The organism is Geothrix rubra (genome assembly GCF_030268065.1).
GTDB lineage: Bacteria > Acidobacteriota > Holophagae > Holophagales > Holophagaceae > Geothrix > Geothrix rubra.
The window spans coordinates 240,399-257,461 of record NZ_BSDD01000005.1 but is presented as its reverse complement, the minus strand read 5'-3'; the positions used below and the strand labels follow the sequence as shown (position 1 = coordinate 257,461).

At 70.9% G+C, this 17,063-nt stretch carries 13 protein-coding genes; 6 read left to right on the top strand and 7 right to left on the bottom strand.

Features of this window, described 5'->3' with window-relative positions:
• Positions 1 to 140: 140 nt before the first annotated feature.
• Complete coding sequence (locus QSJ33_RS13500) at positions 141 to 1,556, bottom strand: M20 family metallopeptidase (protein WP_285727041.1); 1,416 nt, start codon at positions 1,554 to 1,556, stop codon at positions 141 to 143.
• 563 nt (positions 1,557 to 2,119) lie between these two features.
• Between QSJ33_RS13500 and proC the strand changes: the two genes are divergently transcribed.
• The 4 genes from proC to QSJ33_RS13480 all read left to right on the top strand — a co-directional run bounded on the left by proC (position 2,120) and on the right by QSJ33_RS13480 (position 7,907).
• A complete protein-coding gene (proC, locus tag QSJ33_RS13495) occupies positions 2,120 to 2,941 on the top strand; it encodes a pyrroline-5-carboxylate reductase (protein WP_285727039.1) in 822 nt (273 codons plus the stop codon).
• Between the two features lie 327 nt (positions 2,942 to 3,268).
• Positions 3,269 to 4,582, top strand: a complete 1,314-nt coding sequence (locus QSJ33_RS13490; protein ID WP_285727037.1) for an aminotransferase class I/II-fold pyridoxal phosphate-dependent enzyme — start codon at positions 3,269 to 3,271, stop codon at positions 4,580 to 4,582.
• A gap of 125 nt (positions 4,583 to 4,707) precedes the next feature.
• A complete protein-coding gene (locus QSJ33_RS13485; RefSeq protein ID WP_285727035.1) occupies positions 4,708 to 7,515 on the top strand; it encodes a M20/M25/M40 family metallo-hydrolase in 2,808 nt (935 codons plus the stop codon).
• Positions 7,516 to 7,643: 128 nt separating this feature from the next.
• Complete coding sequence (locus tag QSJ33_RS13480; protein ID WP_285727033.1) at positions 7,644 to 7,907, top strand: hypothetical protein; 264 nt, start codon at positions 7,644 to 7,646, stop codon at positions 7,905 to 7,907.
• A 277-nt stretch (positions 7,908 to 8,184) separates the two neighbouring features.
• Here the strand turns inward: QSJ33_RS13480 and QSJ33_RS13475 are convergent, their stop codons facing one another.
• On the bottom strand, positions 8,185 to 10,059 hold the full coding sequence (locus QSJ33_RS13475; RefSeq protein WP_285727031.1) for an aldolase/citrate lyase/malate synthase family protein: 1,875 nt from the start codon (positions 10,057 to 10,059) through the stop codon (positions 8,185 to 8,187).
• Between the two features lie 195 nt (positions 10,060 to 10,254).
• On the opposite strand from QSJ33_RS13475, the gene QSJ33_RS13470 reads away from it, so the two are divergent.
• The gene (locus QSJ33_RS13470) at positions 10,255 to 11,799 is read left to right on the top strand and encodes a methyl-accepting chemotaxis protein (RefSeq protein WP_285727029.1); all 1,545 of its coding nucleotides are present in this window, start codon (positions 10,255 to 10,257) and stop codon (positions 11,797 to 11,799) included.
• 7 nt (positions 11,800 to 11,806) lie between these two features.
• Here the strand turns inward: QSJ33_RS13470 and QSJ33_RS13465 are convergent, their stop codons facing one another.
• The 3 genes from QSJ33_RS13465 to QSJ33_RS13455 are packed head-to-tail and all read right to left on the bottom strand — an operon-like array spanning position 11,807 to position 14,245.
• The gene (locus tag QSJ33_RS13465) at positions 11,807 to 12,955 is read right to left on the bottom strand and encodes a glycerate kinase (RefSeq protein ID WP_285727027.1); all 1,149 of its coding nucleotides are present in this window, start codon (positions 12,953 to 12,955) and stop codon (positions 11,807 to 11,809) included.
• A gap of 24 nt (positions 12,956 to 12,979) precedes the next feature.
• Positions 12,980 to 13,747, bottom strand: coding sequence for a hypothetical protein (locus QSJ33_RS13460; protein ID WP_285727025.1), 768 nt, complete (start codon positions 13,745 to 13,747; stop codon positions 12,980 to 12,982).
• Positions 13,748 to 13,795: 48 nt separating this feature from the next.
• A complete protein-coding gene (locus QSJ33_RS13455; protein WP_285727023.1) occupies positions 13,796 to 14,245 on the bottom strand; it encodes a DUF1003 domain-containing protein in 450 nt (149 codons plus the stop codon).
• A 78-nt stretch (positions 14,246 to 14,323) separates the two neighbouring features.
• On the opposite strand from QSJ33_RS13455, the gene QSJ33_RS13450 reads away from it, so the two are divergent.
• Positions 14,324 to 15,112, top strand: coding sequence for a hypothetical protein (locus QSJ33_RS13450; RefSeq protein ID WP_285727021.1), 789 nt, complete (start codon positions 14,324 to 14,326; stop codon positions 15,110 to 15,112).
• Between the two features lie 6 nt (positions 15,113 to 15,118).
• On the opposite strand, the gene QSJ33_RS13445 is transcribed toward QSJ33_RS13450, so the two are convergent.
• Together QSJ33_RS13445 and QSJ33_RS13440 are read right to left on the bottom strand one after the other, a co-directional pair.
• On the bottom strand, positions 15,119 to 15,691 hold the full coding sequence (locus QSJ33_RS13445) for a DUF4097 family beta strand repeat-containing protein (RefSeq protein WP_285727019.1): 573 nt from the start codon (positions 15,689 to 15,691) through the stop codon (positions 15,119 to 15,121).
• A 43-nt stretch (positions 15,692 to 15,734) separates the two neighbouring features.
• The gene (locus QSJ33_RS13440) at positions 15,735 to 17,021 is read right to left on the bottom strand and encodes a 4Fe-4S dicluster domain-containing protein (protein ID WP_285727017.1); all 1,287 of its coding nucleotides are present in this window, start codon (positions 17,019 to 17,021) and stop codon (positions 15,735 to 15,737) included.
• Positions 17,022 to 17,063 lie beyond the last annotated feature (42 nt).

Below are 17,063 nucleotides of genomic sequence, written 5' to 3'. Positions count from 1 at the left end.
GCGCGGTGCCGGACCTGGCTGAAGGGCTGGGCTTCCTGGTGGAGGCCTTGCCCCCAGGAGGCCCCTGACGGAACCACGCCTGGGCCCATCGCTGGATCTGTCCAGCCCGGGTGGTTATCGTGAATGGCTGCCGGTCGGGATCAGCCCTTCCTTTCAGCGTGGTAGCGTTCCAGCACGTAGGCCACGCAGCCGGTCAGGTGCTTCGCCGTCTGGATGTGCAGGAATTCGTTGGGCCCATGGGCATTGCTCTGGGGCCCGAGCACGCCCGTGATCAGGAATTGCGCCTCGGGGAAGCGTTCGCCCAGCATGCCCATGAAGGGGATGGATCCGCCCTCGCCCATGTAGCAGGCCTCCCGCCCGAAGAAGGCCCGGGAGGCCTCGTCGACCGTCGCCCTCAGCCAGGGAGCCAGTTCCGGCGCATCCCAGCCAGAGGCGCCATCCACGCCATCGAAGGTCACCCTGGCGCCGTAGGGGGGATTCTCCTCCAGCAGCGCCTTGAGGCGAGGCACCACGTCCTCGGCAATCAGCGTCGGGGGAAGGCGGACGGACAGCTTCAGGGACGTCCGGGGCCGCAGCACATTGCCCGCATGCTCCACATCGGGCATCCCGGCCTGGCCGGTCACCGAGAGGGTGGACCGCCAGGTCCGGTTGAGCATCAATTCCGTCAGGTCCGAGGTGACCGGGCGCATGCCGGGTACGAAGGGGAAGGAGGTGTGGATGGTGTCTCCCAGGATCTGCGCCGTCCTGCGGGCCTCTTCGACGCGGTAGCTCGGAATCTCGACCTTGAGCCATTCAGGGAGCAACTCGCCGGTGTCCGGATCCTCCAGGCGGTTCAGCAGCTGCCGGGCGATCCGGAAGCTCGACGGCACAATGCCGCTGGCATCCCCGGAATGGACACCCTCCGTCAACACTTGGACCGTGAGGTTGCCCATGACCACCCCCCGGAGGGAAGCGGTACTCCAGAGCTGCTCATAGTTGCCGCAGCCGGAATCCAGGCAGATGACCAGACCGGGTGTCCCGATCCTCGGCGCCAGGAGATCCACGTAGTATTCCAGGTCGCCTGAACCGCTCTCCTCGCAGCACTCGATCAGCGTCACGAGCCGCGAATGCTTGACGCCCTGGGCCTGGAGGGCCTGGATGGCCGACACGGTCGCGAACAGGGCATATCCGTCGTCCGCCCCTCCGCGCCCGTAGAGCTTGCCGTCCCGGATCACCGGCTGGTAGGCGCCCAGGCCCTCCTCCCACCCTTCCGTGGGCGGCTGCTTGTCCAGATGCCCGTAGAGCAGCACCGTGTCCTCGCCGTCACCCTCCACCTCGAGCAGGAGCATGGGCGTGCGTCCCTCGGCGGTCAGCACCTCGAGACGGCTTCCGGGCAGGTGCTGCTTCTCCACCCACGCCCGGGCCAGTTCGACCGCCTGCTGCAACAACCCGTTCGTCCGCCATTCCGGATCGTAGTCCGGAGACTGGTTGGGGATCTCGATGTAACGCTCCAGGGTCGGGATGATATCGGTATCCCACTGCTGGTCGATCTGCCTGCGTGCTGCGTCCGTATTCATGCGTGCCTCCGGAGGTACGAACCAGGTGAATCCGTCGGGTGCCATGCCCCTGCCTGGGCAGCCCCTTTAACAAGGCCGAGGATGAACGGGAACCCAGTTCCCAGGCTCTGGCTCGGCGGAGAAGCCGGCATGGGAGCGGAAAGGGGCATATTCATTATTCATGCAAACGAGTCTCAAGGGCAGTGTGCCAGCCCGGCTCAAAATGGCAACCGCCCTTCCCAACTTGCGCCTCCGAGGTCCTGGCGACAGATGAACTTCCCCCGTGGGGTTGGGGGTCGCATGCCTCCGCCTCGTGCCACTCCAGACGGTGTGCCTCCGCCAGGTGAAGCCGGGCCGCGACGAGGCGGCGCTGCAAGCGGCAGCCCACTGATTCCGTTGCGCCGCAACCCGCCCTCCGCCACACTGTCCCCCACGATGTCCGCCCTCCGCCTCCAGACCCCGCGCCCTAGCCAGCCGCCCTGCGGTGCGCCGGCAGGAGAGGGACTGAGCTAGACGCAGGTCGAGCCCCCACCTCACCCCCGATCGCACCCGCGGTCGGGGGTTTTTCTTTCTTCGGAGTTTCCATGTCGCACGCCGTCCGCCTCCCCGTCACCGCCCTCCTGGGCTTCGGCACCATGGGCCGCGCCCTCGCCACGGGCCTCCTGGCCCAGGGCCTCGCCACGCCGAGGTCTCTGCGCGTGGGCGCCCGCCGACCGGATGCAGCCCAGGCCCATGCCGAGGCCCTGGGGCTGGTCGCGCGGCATCCCGAGGAGGCCGCCCGAGGCGCGGAGATCCTCGTCCTGGCCGTGAAGCCCCGGGACGTGGACGGCCTGCTTTGCCGACTGGAGGAGTCCGATGCCCTGGACCATCATCCCCTGGTGATCTCCATCGCCGCGGGGGTGCGGACGGCCTCCCTGGCCGAGCGGGCTCCCGGTTGCGCCGTCGTGCGGGCCATGCCCAACACGCCCTGCGCCATCGGCAAGGGCGTGACCGTGGTCTGCGCCGGCCCCGGCGCGGAAGCGCGCCACCTCGAACTGGCCCAGCGGATCTTCGGCTGCATGGGCGCGGTACTGCAGCTCGACGAGAAACACATGGACACCGTCACGGGGCTGGGCGGCAGCGGCCCGGCCTTCATCTACCTCGTGCTGGAAGCCATGGCCGAGGGGGCCGTCATGCGCGGCATGCCCCGGGCCGTGGCCCTGGAACTGGCCGCCCGCGTGGCCCTGGGCGCCTCCGAGATGCTGCTGGCCACGGGCCGGCATCCGGCCTCCCTCCGGGATGACGTCACCACGCCCGCCGGCTGCACCATCGCGGGCCTGTTGGCCCTGGAGGACGGCCGCATCCGCTCCGTGCTGGCCCGGGGCGTGGAAACGGCCGGGCGGGTGGCCGGAGAGCTGGCGTCCTAGCCCCGACAGGAAATAGCCATTGAAGAGGTCGTGGTCCATTCGAAAACCGGACACATCGACAAGAACGGCTACTCCATTCGGTTTCGACTTGATCCAGCTTCGGACCGCTCTCTTCCTGGATACCAGCGCTTCTTGGTCTGGTGATCGATGGATCCGCTTTATGTCACTCCGCTAAAAGGCGCGTCTTTCAAATTGCCTTCGGCCATTTTCACGGAGTGGGTGGGTGGTACGACTGGTATTCTGCTGTCCAGGCTCGTCGTTCCTGCGGTTCCGCGGGAACGACCTTTTCGTATCGGTCCACTGCGCCCCATCCGCCCTGGAGGTTCCGTGTCCACTCCGTTGCTGTCTTCCGAGACGCCTGCCTTCGCTGTACCTGAGGCGAACCTCGTCCCGGCGAGCGACCACCTGGGCCGACTCGCACCCATCCCGCCCTCCCGGATGTTCCTCATCAACAAGTCGCTGAAGGTGTTCCAGCAGAAGCAGCCCGGCGTGCCGGTCTTCGACGCCAGCCAGGGCGACGGGGGCGCCTCCCTGCCCGGCGTGCCCGAGGCGCTGCTTGACCGCGCCTTCGAGCTGCAGAAGCAGCACGGCACCGCCTACGACATGCCCTTCGGCACCGAGGCCTACCGCAAGGCCGTGGCCGAGGCCTACTGGAAGCTGGATCCCGCCACGGGCTGGGGGCCCGGCAACGTCATCGGCACCCAGGGCGGGCGCGACGGCCTGCAGAAGGCCTACCAGGCCATGCTGGCCCTGGGCCACGGCCGCCAGGGCGACGTCGTCGTCGTCAGCCGCGTGCCCTGGATCAGCTACAACTGGGGCCCCTACGGCGTGGGCGCCAACGTGATGTGGGCGCCCGGCCGCCCCGAGGAGGGCTGGGCCTACAGCGAGGACGGGATCCGCGCCTGCGTCGCCGAGGCCGCCCGCCACGGCCGCAAGGTGGCGGGCCTCGTCATCACCAGCCCCGACAACCCCACGGGCCAGACGCTCACCCTGCAGCGCCAGATCGAGCTCGCCAAGGCCGCCCTGGAGGCGGGCGTGGCCTTCGTCCTCTTCGACTGGATGTACCACGTCGTCAGCGACCACGAGCCCTACGACGTGAACGCCCTGCTGAAGGCCTTCGAGCCCGCCCAGCGGGAGCGCCTGATGGTGCTGGACGGCATCACGAAGAGCCTGGGCGGCTCGAACATCCGCAACTGCCACCTGCTGGCCGCGGAGTCCGTGGTGAAGGTGATCGTGGCCCAGGCCTCCCACACCGTGATCCCCTCCTTCTTCAGCCTGGCCGTGGCCATGGCCGCCTACGAGCAGGGCATCCAGAAGGCCGCCGCACCCATCGTGGGACCCACCAACGCCAGCCGGGCCTGGCTGCGCGGCTTCCTCAAGGAACAGGGCCTCCGCCACATCCTGGGCCAGGGCTACTACGCCTTCCTCCACGTGGGCGACGCCCTCAACGCCAAGGGCTGGGCCGACTCCGAGCCCCTGGGCCAGCACCTCGCCGAGGAAGTGGGCGTGGCCGTGGTGCCCGGCGCCTTCTTCAGCCCCTACGGCGCCGAGTGGATCCGCTTCTCCTACGCCACCCCCCCCGAGCGCACCCAGGGCGCCGCAGAGCGCCTCGTGACGGCCCTCAAGACGCTCCACGCATGAAAAGATTCACCGCCAAGACGCCAAGGCACCAAGAACTTCAAAAGGAATGGCTTTTCTCCTTCTTGGCGTCCTTGGCGCCTTGGCGGTGATCAGTTCGTCTTGTCTCTGATAAATCCGGAGCACCCGTGTTTGATCTGAATGCCTTCGTCGAGAAGTTCCGGCTGGCGCGCCAGACGGCGCTGGAGACCCGCCCCTCGGGCGGGCTCTGCGGGCTGGAGCTGGAGTGGAACCTCATGGATTCCCGGTTCCGGCCGCTGCTCACCGTGGGCACGGGACCGGACCACATGTCCTTCGTGGACCACCTGCGCTCGAAGGTCTTGGCACCCTGGACCGAGCCCTACCACCAGCTGGAGGTCTTCCACTGGATGATCGAGTGGGTGACCCGGCCCTACCACACGCCGAAGGGCACGGTGTACGAAGGACGCCTGCTGGAGGCCGAGCTCATCAACGCCCTGGCCAGGGACGGCCGGGCCTTCGGCGAGCCCCTCTACCACTGGCACGGCAACCTGCTCGTCCTGCCGGAGATCGGCCCGGACTGTGTGCCCGAGTCCTGGCACCTGGCCAAGCGGCGCTACCTCCAGCGCTGCGTCGAGCTGTACGGCACCGAGCTGGCCACGGCCGGCACGCACTCCAACCTGAGCCTGCCCGAGCCCATGCTGGCCTGGGACTTCATGCACCTGCCCGCGGCTGAGCGCGGGGACCGCCACCTGGACGACTACAAGAACCAGGTCTACATCACCGGCACGCGGCTCATGCGCGCCTTCGCCGCCCTCTTCATCGCCACCAGCGCCAGCACGCCCATGCAGGCCGACCAGGAGGACGGGAAGCCCGTCGTGCGGCTCACACCCTACGAGTCGGTCCGGAACCTCACCTTCCCGAACCCGCCGGCCCTCGACGTGCCCGACCTCAACCGCAGCCACCCGGACTACCTGCGCCTGTCCTACGACCTGGTGCGCCGCGGCGTGCGCTTCGGCAACAACAACTGGATCCCCGTGCGCGCCCGCTCCCAGGCGGAACCCGTGGAGCGCCTCATCCAGGTCACCAGCGACCAGCTGCACGACATCTACGCCCGGGGCCTCTTCGCCGCCGGCGAGACGCGCAATGTCGAGGACATGGCCGCCCAGATCGAGCGCCAGAACCTCTTCGCCCGCATCGACCTGCCCATGGCCCGCGTGGAGGTGCGCACGGACGATCCTGGCCACGAGCTGGCCCTGGACGTGGCCAACCTCACCCTGAAGCACCTCCTGCTGCTGCGTTTCTACGGGGACCCGGACTTCGCCCGCGCCTTCCGCTACGACGCCGAGGACATCGCCCGCGCCCGCCGCAACGAGGACCTGGCCGCCCGGGAGGGCCTGCGCGCCGTCATCGAGGATCCCCTCACGGCCAAGCCCGTGGCCATGCGCGCCTTCCTCTCGTGGACGCTGGACCAGCTCCGGCCCCTGGCCGAGGCCCTGGACTTCTGGGAGGACCTCGCGCCCCTCGTGGAGATGGCCGCCGGCGCCCCCAGCACCGCCGAGCGCATGCGCGATCGGCTGAAGGCCGACCTCAAGGGCTCCGACCTCGTCCCGCCCGAGCTGCTGGCCCGCCTGGCGGAGGAGCGCCAGGCCCGCGTGGCCGCCGAAGTCGAGGCCCTCACCGGGAACCTCGCGGCCCTGGGCGCCGAGGAGGACAAGCTGCAGGACTTCCTGGAGCGGGCGCGGGACGAGGTCTCCCTGGATGCCCGCGCCCCCATCCGCTTCCAGCCCCGGCCCGAGGCCCTGGTGGAGGCGGAGTACGCCGACAAGACCGCCGAGATCCTGGCCCTGTCCCAGCGCCTGATCCGCATCCCCTCCGTCACCGCCTGCCCCGAAGAGCGCATCGCCGAGGTCCACCGGGCCGGCACCTTCATCCACGACTACCTGCGCAACCACGGCGTGCCCGTCCGCACCTTCGACGGGGCCACCTTCCCCGCCCTGCTGGCCCACTTCCCGGGCCAGGAGCAAGCGCCCGCCATGCTCTGCGGCCACTTCGACGTGGTGGCCCCCGAGCCCGACGACAGCCAGTTCGAACCCAAGGTCGAGGGCGACTACCTCTGGGGCCGGGGCGCCGCGGACATGAAGACCGTCCTGGCCACCTACCTGGTGTGGATGAAGGACACGATGAAGAAGGGTGCCCCCTATCCGCCCGTGAACCTGCTGATGGTGGGCAACGAGGAGAACGGCGAGCTGGAGCCCATGGGCACACCCCACGTCCTGGCGCGGCTGAAGGATGAATCGGGCTACGAACCTCGGTTCTTCGTGGCCGGGGAGCGCACGGGCGAGAAGGGCACGGAGCTCTGGGGCGAGGTCTGCACCCAGAACCGGGGCGTGCTGCGCTTCGAGCTGGTGGCCACGGGCACCCGCGGCCACAGCGGGCTGGCGAGTGGCCCCGACCTCACCGAGCGCCTCCTGGGCGCCCGGGAGGCCCTGCGCGAGCTGTTCCCGAAGCACCTCACGTTGAAGGGCGAGAACGGCTGGCAGTCCCTGGCCCGCTTCGCCTACATCCAGGTGGGCACGCCCGGCGTCTACAACATCACGCCGGACCGCGGCAGCCTGGGCGTGGAGATCCGCCCCATCCCCCAGGACGACGTCTCGAAGCTGCGGGCCGAGATCGAGGCCCTGGCCGCGGAGCGGGGCCTGGAGCTGGTGCCCTCCGCCTGGGAGCCCGGCGTGGCCTGCGACCCGGAGAACCCCTACCTGAAGGCCCTCCTGGCGGGCATCGTCGCCGCCGGAGGCGAGGCTCCCATCGGTCGCAAGGGGGCCGGCACCTCGGCCCGCTTCGCCCCCGGCGGCCAGGCTGTCGTGTGGGGCCAGAGCGGCATCGGTCCCCACGCCAAGGGCGAGCGCCACTACATCCCCAGCATCGAGCCCTACTACCGGGCCCTGGAGGCTTTCGCCCTCAAGCTGCAGGCCTGACCCCGGGCGGTGCCCGGAATGTGCCGCCCATCACTGTCAAAACAGGTTTATGGGTCCATCCTGGTTGACAGGGATCCAGCAAGGGACGCCGTCCCCTGGAACCCGGGAGATTTGGAATGGACGGTCGGATGACCCGTGCCGCGGCGCGGACGAACCAGGACGAGCGGATCGGCAGCCTCGCCGAGCGGCGGTGCGCGGAACGCCTCGTGGCCCTCCGCGCCCGCGGCGGGCTCCTGCCGGTCTGCAGCTGGTGCCGCCGGTTCCGCGACGAGTCCGGCCGCTGGGTCCAGGCCGACTGCGGCAACCCGGAGGCGGCCGGCGTGCCCGTCACCCATGGGGTGTGCCCCGACTGCGCCCGGAAGCTCCGGGGCCGGCCGGGCGAGGCCGCCTAAGAGTGCCTAACAAAACCCCGACGTGGCCGCGAGAAAGCCAGGTGGGATGCACCGCAAGGAAGGGCCCGCAGGGCGATGCGGGACATCGTTCAAGGGCCGTGACGCCGCGGGGCGCCCACCTGGCTTTCTCCCTCCGGGCGATGGCCGGCGGGCGTCGCGATGCCGCGTCACGCTCGTCGCGCGTAGTACCCGCTACGCGTCTCCTCGCGTTCCTCGCCTCGCTCGCCCGGCGGCCCTCGCGTGGCCCCGTGGGGGTTTTGTTAGGCACTCTAAGGGTTCAGAAGTCCAGGTTCGCCGTGATCCGCGTGCCGTCCTCGCGGAACGTCTCGAGGAACCGGGTGATGCGCCGGTCGGCCTCGGCCAGGTCCGTCACCCCGAGGTTGAGGTTCAGCAGGTCCACGTACCACGGCGCCTTCACGGGGCTCGTCACGTAGGCCAGGACGATGGCCCGGGCCACGGGGAGGGTGGTGTCCTTGGAATCGTCGTGGACGTCGCGGTTGCCGGCCTGGCGCAGCTTGGCGTATTCCTCCTCCAGCAGGCGCGTGAAGAGGGCGGCGGTGAAGGGATCGCCCGCAGCCATGCCCGTGGCGGGGTCGGACGCCGAGAAGGTGGCGCCCTTGTGCAGCCACTCCCACAGGATCGAGAGCCGGATCTCGCCCGTGGCCATGTCCTCCATGAGGTAGAGGACATCGTCGTTGCCGAAGTGGTCCGCGGGCTTCAGGGCCGCGGCCTGGAAGCCCCGGAGGAAGGCGTTGCCGTACTGCAGCGCCACGGAGAGCAGGTCCCGGGCGCCGGCGATGGTGCGGGGGGCGGGCTCCAGCCGCAGGAGGCCCGCGGCGTCCTCCGGACCATAGGTGAGCGGCGGGAAGGTCCGGCCCATCTGGTTGGCCTGGCCCGCCTTCTCCCACACAGGACGGACGATGTGGACCATCTTCCAGTGGGCCACCCACTTCCCCGAGGCGCCCTCGCGCTGCTCGCGCTCGGCCCCGGCCACGGCTCGCGCCATGCTGGCCGCCACGCCGGCCTCGGAGCCCACGGGGATGTTCGGTTCCATGCCCCCCTGCCAGAGGGCGAAGCGGCCGTTCCGGTCCGGCGTGTTCACGGCCCGCCGCACGCGGTCCTCGTAGGTCCGCATGTAGCCGTAGGTCATCACGATGGAACTGATGTCCGGGTTCACGAAGGCCGGATCCCAGGCCAGGGCGTCGGAGACGCTGTTGATGTAGTCCCATCGGCCCGTGTTGAAGCCCACGAAGTGCGGCGCCAGGGCGGCGCGGATCTCCATGAGCTGGAAGCACTGCTCCAGCTGCTCCACCAGCACGTAGACCTTGATCGTCCCGACCGGCAGCCCGAGGTGGGCTTCCAGGGCGAGGAGCAGGGCATTCCAGTGGGCGGCCTCCTCCGCCGTCTGGATCTTGGGCAGGTACAGGGCGAGGCTCCGGCCCGCCGCCTGCAGGGCCGCGGCGTTGTTCACGACGAAGAGCACCAGGTCGGCGATGGAGGCCGAAAAGCCCTGGCCGTCCAGCCGGAGGTGCCGGTCGTCCAGGTGCAGGCCCCGGGCCCGGTAGAGCACCGTGGTGAAGTCGAGCTGCCTGCGCCAGTCGTCGAGGATGGGGTGGCCGAAGAAGCCCCGGGCCCACTGGTTCATCTCCCCGGCCACCTCCTCGGCCACCTCGAGGAAGAGGGGGTCCCGCGCGATGGCCAGCTTGAGGTTCCGGTGGTTGTCCAGGGACATGGTGTCCACCTGGCCCAGGGCGTCCTCGCCGTCGAACATCCAGCCGTCCGCACCGGACAGCAGGGCGTAGGCCACGTTGCGGATGCCCGAGCGCAGGTCGGCGCGCGGCTTGGTGGCAGGCCCCGTGCCCTGGATCCACTGGCAGGTGAGGTCCGGCGGGATGACCGCGCCGTCGAAATTTCCGGACCGGGCGTCGGCCACGCGGAGCTGGGTGCCCGGGATCAGCGACGCGGGATCCAGGAATCCGATGCGCGCCCCGGCCTCCGCGCGCTGCTTCCGGCGGACGAGGCGGGCGGCCATCAGCTCCCGGCGGCGCGTCTCCAGGGGCGCCAGGGCCTCCAGGGCGTGGCGCACCTCAGGGGTGAGGACATCCCGGTAGGCCTCCAGGATCCCGGACTGGAACTCAAGCTTCGAGGTCATCGCGTTCCTCCGCGCCGGGCCCCGACGGGCGGGCCCTGGCATTCTCCTGGATATCCCGGGATGGCGACAGCTCCCCGTCCCCGGTTCGTGTGATGGCCATTGTCCAGATTTTCGATGGCTTTTATTGCCGTTCCAAATTAAAAATTCCGGCCCCTTCTGTCGATTCGCTTGTCTGAACAGATGTAGAGGAAGTCTTTGAGAACAAACCTGCCCGTCACCCAACGCGAACATGTCCTGCCCGAGGAAGCCCTCCTCATCAGCGAAACGGACCTCAGGGGCGTCATCCGCTGGGGAAACCCCGACTTCGTGGAATCCAGCGGGTTCGCCCTCGACGACCTGCTGGATGCCCCGCAGAACATCATCCGTCACCCGGACGTGCCCCCGGCCATCTTCAAGGACCTCTGGGACACCCTGAAGGCGGGTCGCCCCTGGACCAACATCGTGAAGAACCGCCGGAAGAACGGCGACCACTACTGGGTGCAGGCGGACGTGAGCCCCCTGCGGAAGCACGGCGCGATCTCCGGCTACGTCTCCATCCGCGGCAAGGCCACGCCGGAGCAGATCCGGGAGGCGGAGAAGCTCTATGCCCAGGTCAAGGATCAGAAGGAACTGAAGCGGACCCTGCGCCAGCGGATGCAGTCCGTCCCCCTGGGGACCCGCCTCCGGCTCGCCCTCGGCCTGCCCTTCCTCACGGCGGGCCTGGCCCTCCTCTCCGCCGCGTTCGCCCCCGCCTCCCCGGCCTTCAGGGGCCTGAGCGGGGCCTTCCTCCTGTCCGGCCTCTGGGGCTGGACCGCGATCTCGGGTGTGGACCGGCCCCTGAAGACGCTCTTCCAGGCCATCGACCGGGCCGACCTCACCCACCAGGTTCCCGTCGCGGGCACCGGAGACGTGGCCCGGGCAACGTCCTCCTTCAATGTCCTCACCCTCCGTTTCCGCCGGATCATCCGGGAACTGGGCCGCGTGGCGAAGCAAATGGACGGCGTGGCGAAGGAACTGCAGGTGTCCTCGGAGGAGGCCTCGGCGGCAACCCAGCAGATCGCGCGGTCCGCGGAAGGGCAGCAGGAGACCACGGCGCGCATGGCCACCTCGGTCACGGAATTCTCGGCCTCGGCCGCCCAGGTGGCCCAGAACGCCAAGGAATCCCTCCGCCTCGCCGACGTGTCGGTCCGGACGGCCAGCGAGGGCACCCGGGCCGGCCAGGACGCCACCCAGGCCATGACGGAGATCCGGCAGAGCACGAGCGCCATGGCGAAGGCCGCGCAGGTGATCCAGGAGATCGCCCGGCAGACGAACCTGCTCTCCCTGAACGCGGCCATCGAGGCCGCCAAGGCGGGGCATCAGGGCAAGGGGTTCGCGGTGGTGGCCGAGGAGGTCCGCAAGCTGGCCGAACGCTCGGCCACGGCGGCGAAGGAGATCCAGCAGCTCATCTCCCAGACGGACGCCGCCGTGGGCGAAGGGGATCGCAAGCTGGGGGCCCTGGTGGCTCATCTGCACGAGATCCAGCAGAGCATCGAGGGCGTCTCCCGGATGGCGCAGGAGATCGGCACCGCCTCGGAGGAGCAGGCCCTCACCAGCGAGGAGGTGGCCCGGCAGGTGGAATCCACCGCCCGGGAAGCCTCCCAGGTGGCCAGTGCCTCCACGCAGCTCGCGGCCAGTGCGGAGGAGCTGTCCAGCCGCGCCGAACGCGTGCGGACGGTGGTGGCGAACCTGGCCCGCACGGTGGAGGTGTTCCAGGTCTGAGCGCGGCTCAGGGCCCCCCGACCCCCATCCCCAGCCGGATCAGGCGGCAGGCCCTCGCCGCGGCGGCCTCCAGGAGCGGAGCCCCGCCGGCCAGGCAGGCCTCCAGGCTCATGGGCCCCGGCGGGATCGCCGCCAGCGCATCGATGCCCCGGTCCAGCACCCGCTCGGCACCGTCACCCAGCCCCCCGGAGAGGCAGACCACGGGCACCCCCTGCCGCCTCGCCGCGGCGGCCACGCCCACCGGGGCCTTGCCCATGGCCGTCTGGGCGTCCGTCCGGCCCTCGCCGGTGAAGACGAACGCCGCTCCCCGCACCTGGGCCTCGAAACCCACGGCCTCCAGCACGATCTCCACCCCGGGCCGGAGCCGGGCCGGCGTGAAGAAGAGCAGGCCGGCGCCGAGCCCGCCGGCCGCTCCCGCCCCTGCGACCTCTGCCACGTCCCGCCCCGTGGCGCGGGTGGCCTTCCGGGCGAATACGTTCAGGGCCGCGTCAAGCTCCCGCACCACCTCGGGCGTGGCGCCCTTCTGGGGGCCGTACACCGCCGAGGCGCCGCGGGGCCCGCAGAGCGGGTTGTCCACGTCGCAGGCGACGAGGAGCTCCGTCTCCGCCAGGCGGGGGTCCAGGCCCGCGAGTTCCACCCGTGCCAGCCGCGTCAGGGCGGCGCCGCCCTCGGGCAGGTCGCGTCCGGCCTCATCCAGGAACCGCACGCCCAGGGCCCGGGCGCACCCCGCGCCGCCGTCGTTGGTGGCGCTGCCGCCGATGCCCAGGACGAGGCGCCGGTAGCCTCCATCGAGGGCCGCCTTCACCAGCTCCCCGGACCCGAAGGTGCTTGCCAGGCGGGGATCCCGGCGCCCTTCCGGCACCAGGGTCAGTCCCGAGGCGGCGGCCATCTCGATCGCGGCGGTGCGGCCATCCCCCAGCACGCCCCAGGCCGCGCGCACGGGATCGCCCAGGGGGCCGCGCACCTCCGCCAGCCGCAGGGCGCCGCCCGTGGCCGCGACCAAGGCCTCCACCGTCCCCTCCCCGCCGTCGGCGATGGGCAGTTCGACGACCTCCGCCTCCGGGAACACCGCCCGGATGCCCCGGCCCATGGCGCGCGCGGCCGCCACGGCGGAGAGGCTGCCCTTGAAGGAATCCGGGGCCACGATGATGCGCATGTCTGCTCCCGGGCCGAGCCGGCCTCAGTGGACCGTGATCCGGAACACCTGGCGGCTGCGCTCCTCCTCGGCGCCGTCGTCCACGGAATGGAAGGTCCGGGTCTCGCGGGAAGCGACCAGGATCCGGTCCCCCACGAGCTGGTAGCGGGTCTGCACCGTGGAGCTGCCGAGGTAGCGGCCGAACATGCGACTGGTCTTCCCGTCGTACGTGACGGTGGATTCGGTGGCCACAGGCAGCCCCGCCGCGTCCAGCCAGAGCCTCAGGCGCGCCTCGCGGTGCTGGAGGTGGTACTCCTCCGACCAGGACAGGCGCGGGGTGAACCGGTAGACCTGGAGCCGAACCGCGTGGCCATCCAGGGTGTCCGGCTTCTCCTCCAGGAGGGTGGCCTCCCGGACCAGTCCCCGCAGGGTCCCCGCCTGGTCGAGCAGGTGCCGGACCCGGCCCGGGTCCAGCTCCTTCACCGCCTCCCGGGCCGGGGTGGGCCGTCCATGGTCGCGATCATGGGCCTGGGCCTCCGCGTCCAGATCCCGGAACAGGTGGTCGGGCCAGGCGATGCGCAGGCCCGCCGGGTCCTCCTCCGCCTCCACGGCCACCTCGGCCTGCCCCGTCACGGTCTGGTTCTTGAGGGTGTGCTGGGACCAGGAGGCCAGGTCCACGGTGGCCCGGAGGGGCATCTTCGCCGGAAGGGCGGCCAGGGCCTCGACGGGGCCGGGGGCGGGGGACTGGGCCGCCGCCGGGGCCAGGATCGCCGCCAGACCGAGGACGATGCGGATGGAGCGTGTCGGTGCCAAAGCCTCTCCAGCGGGAACTAGGATGATAGCCCGCCGCCCCGGACCGCTCTACTCCCGGGAACCCTCCGCCTTCGGCCTTCCCGTCAGGAGCGCCTCCAGGTGCGCCAGCCGCTCCAGGACGAGCTCAGTCTCCTCCGCGTCGCGCATCATGGCCCGGTGCTCCTGCTCGGCCCGGAGCTTGGAGCGGTGGGACTCCAGGTTCTGCCCGATGAGCACCAGGGGCAGGAAGCAGAGCTGGGTGACCTTGGTGATGCCATTGAGGAGCGGGAAGTTCGGCAGCGGGTCGAAGTGCAGCGAGGCCGGCCCGAACACATTCCACAGCACCCAGCCCGAGGTGGCGAAGGCCAGTGCCCCGAAGAAGCGGGGTTCGCCCGTGTGCCGCGCCAGCCACACGGCCACCCGGTCGAGCCGGCTGAGGCGCCGGTGGTGCAGCGCCTCGGCGGATTCGAGGGGGTACTTGTCGCGGATCCGCTTCAGGTGCTCCTGGTGGCTGGTCATGGGGACTCCGGTGTGGGCTCCCGCCATCATAGGGCCCCCTTCCGCCGGGACGCGGGCCCCCTTAGGCTGGATGGGCCCATGCGGATCCGCCTCCTGACGTGCCTGTGCCTCGCCTGTACCCTGCAGGCCGGCGACCCGCCCATCGAGGTGAACCCCAACCGCCCCACCTTCGCCAATCCGGCCCTCACCACCCAGAGCGGCGTGGCCGAGCTGGAGTGGGGCGGCCAGCAGAGCGAGCTGCGGGACGGCAGCTCCACCTTCGGGACGCCCACCCTGCTGAAGCTGGGCCTGGTGAAGGACCTGGAGCTGCGGCTGGCCACGCCCGGCTACCTGCGCCTGGCCGCCCCTGGCACAGAAACGGTCTCCGGCCCCGGCGACACGAACCTGGGGGTGCAGTGGTGCTACCGGCACGACGGCCCCCTCGGCCTGGACCTGGCCGTGCAGGTGAACCACACCTTCCCCACCGCCAGCGCCACCAAGGGCCTGGGGAGCGGGGCCTCCAGCGACGGGCTGATCCTCCTCTTCAGCCGGGACATGGGCCCCTGCCACCTGGACGTGAACCTGCTGGAGACCTGGATGGGCCGCCCGCCGGACAGCGGGGGCGGGCGTGTCCGCCAGCCGGCCGCCACCGCCTCCCTCAGCCGGACCCTGTCCGAGACCTGGTCCCTGACCGGGGAGGTCTACGCCATCGGCGGCACGGAGCTGAACCCCCGCATCGTCTCCAACCTCTGGGCCCTGGGCTACAAGGTGTCGTCGCGGCTGGTGCTGGATGCGGGTGTGGACATCGGTCTCACCCAGGGTGCCCAGAAGCTGTCCTTCTTCGCCGGACTCACCGTGGGGCTGGCGCGGTTCCGCCCGGCACCCTGAACCCTGCTACGGGGCCAGGGTGATGTCGCCGGCCCAGGTGGCGACGCGCAGGGTGTAGGCGCCCTTCCCCTGCCACTCGAAACGCCGGAAGAGACCGCCCCGCTCCCCGCCGAAGGCCCGGGCGTGGATGTCCCCGGCCCACACGGAGGCCCGCACCCGCCCATAGGACCCCGGGTGGGGAACGGCCACCTTGAGGTCGCCGGCCCGGGTGAACAGGTCCTTGTTCCCCTCGATGGGGCCCACCTTCAGGTCGCCGGCGGTGAGTTGCAGCTGCAGGTCGCACCGGGAGGGGACCTCCACCCGGACGTGGAAGTTCTGGCGGGGGGTGCGCGTGACCGAGAGCCGGGCCTGGGTGCCGGCGCCCTCGAGGCGGACCTTCGGCTGGCCGGATCCATCCGTGGTCCAGGTGACGACGATCCCATCCCCCGTGCCGGGCACCAGGTCGTAGTCACCCGCCTCCAGGTCCAGCGTGAGCTGGCCCCCGGGGGCGAAGGCGAGCTGGGCCCGCGGACCTGGCGTCTGGCCGAGGAGGGCCAGTCCCGAGAGGACGAACGCGGCGGTTCGGAGGACAGCGGTCATGGTGGACTCCCTGGCATCCTCTACGGACTGCCGGAGGCGGCGTTTATCTGCCCGCGCGCGCCAGCATCCTTCCCAGGAACCGGCTCTTCACCTGTTCGGAGGCGAGCGCCTGCTTGAGCGGCGGCAGCCGGAACACCGCCCCGAGGAGGGCCGCCACGGCCCGGTGGCCGTACCCGGACTGGCCGTCCACCAGCAGCTCCGAGAAGGTCCCCCGCTCGATGGCCATCATCACGGCGCGATGGGCGGTGTTGACGGGCGTGAGCAGCCGCCGCCCCCGCCGGCGGAGGCGGATGGCCTGCCGGGTGCAGGCCCGCGCGCACACGCCGCAGCCCAGGCACCGGTCCGGGTCGAGCCGGGCCCGCCGGGCGGCGGGACGCTTCGGATCGTGGGCCGACACCAGCCCCAGGGCGTCCACCGGGCAGGCGCGGACGCACGTGCCGCAGCCGTCGCAGCCCTCCGCCGCCAGCTCGGGCAGGTAGGCGGACGTGTGGACGGGTTTCAGGAAGGCGTAGCGCCGGGCGGCGACCAGGGCCTCGCAGCAGCAGCCGCAGCAGTTGCAGATGAAGCCCACGTCCTCGCGAACGTTCTCGCCGAACTGCACCAGCCCCCGCGCCCGGGCCTGCTCGAGCAGGTCCAGGCACTCGGCCGCCGCCACGCGCCGGGCCGTCCCGTGGCGCGTGAGGGAGTCGGCGGCGGTGCCGAAAGTCATGCAGATCTCCATGGGCGCGTCGCAGGCCCGTCCCAGGTGGGCCATCTTGCGGCGGCAGTAGCAGTCCGAGACGCCGATCACCCGGGCCCCCCGCACCACCTCGGTGGCCCGCTCGAAATCCAGCACCTCCAGCGCCTCCCGGGGAAGGCCCGCCTCGTCCACGAAGACCCGCCCCAGCTGCGTCTCCCCCTGGAGCACCAGGGCGCGCAGGAAGTCCTCCTCGACGTTCAGGTACTGGTGGAACAGCTCGGCGAGCGCCTTCTGGTCGAGGTCCCCCCGCACGCGCATGAGGGAGAACTCGAAAAAGCCGGCCATGGGCGGGGGCAGGGCGTAGCGGGTCTCGCCGTCCGTCACCAGGTCCAGGAGCATGGCCCGGTCCGCCAGGCCGTCGAGGACCTTCCGAGCGTCCGCCTCGGGCAGGTTCCAGAGGGCCGCGGCCCGACGGGCCGTGAAGGGCCGGATGGGCACCTGGGCCAGGAGGCCCGCCTCCCGCTCGCTCACCAGCAGCCGCAGGATCTGGAACAGCCGCTCCGTGGGCGGCGCCCCCTGGGGGAAGCGGTTGAGGCGCGCCGCAAACCGGCCGTAGGCGCCGTCGCCCGGCTTCACGATCCACGGGGCCATGGCAGCCTCCCGCAACAGGATACGCCGGGGCGCGCGGCGAGC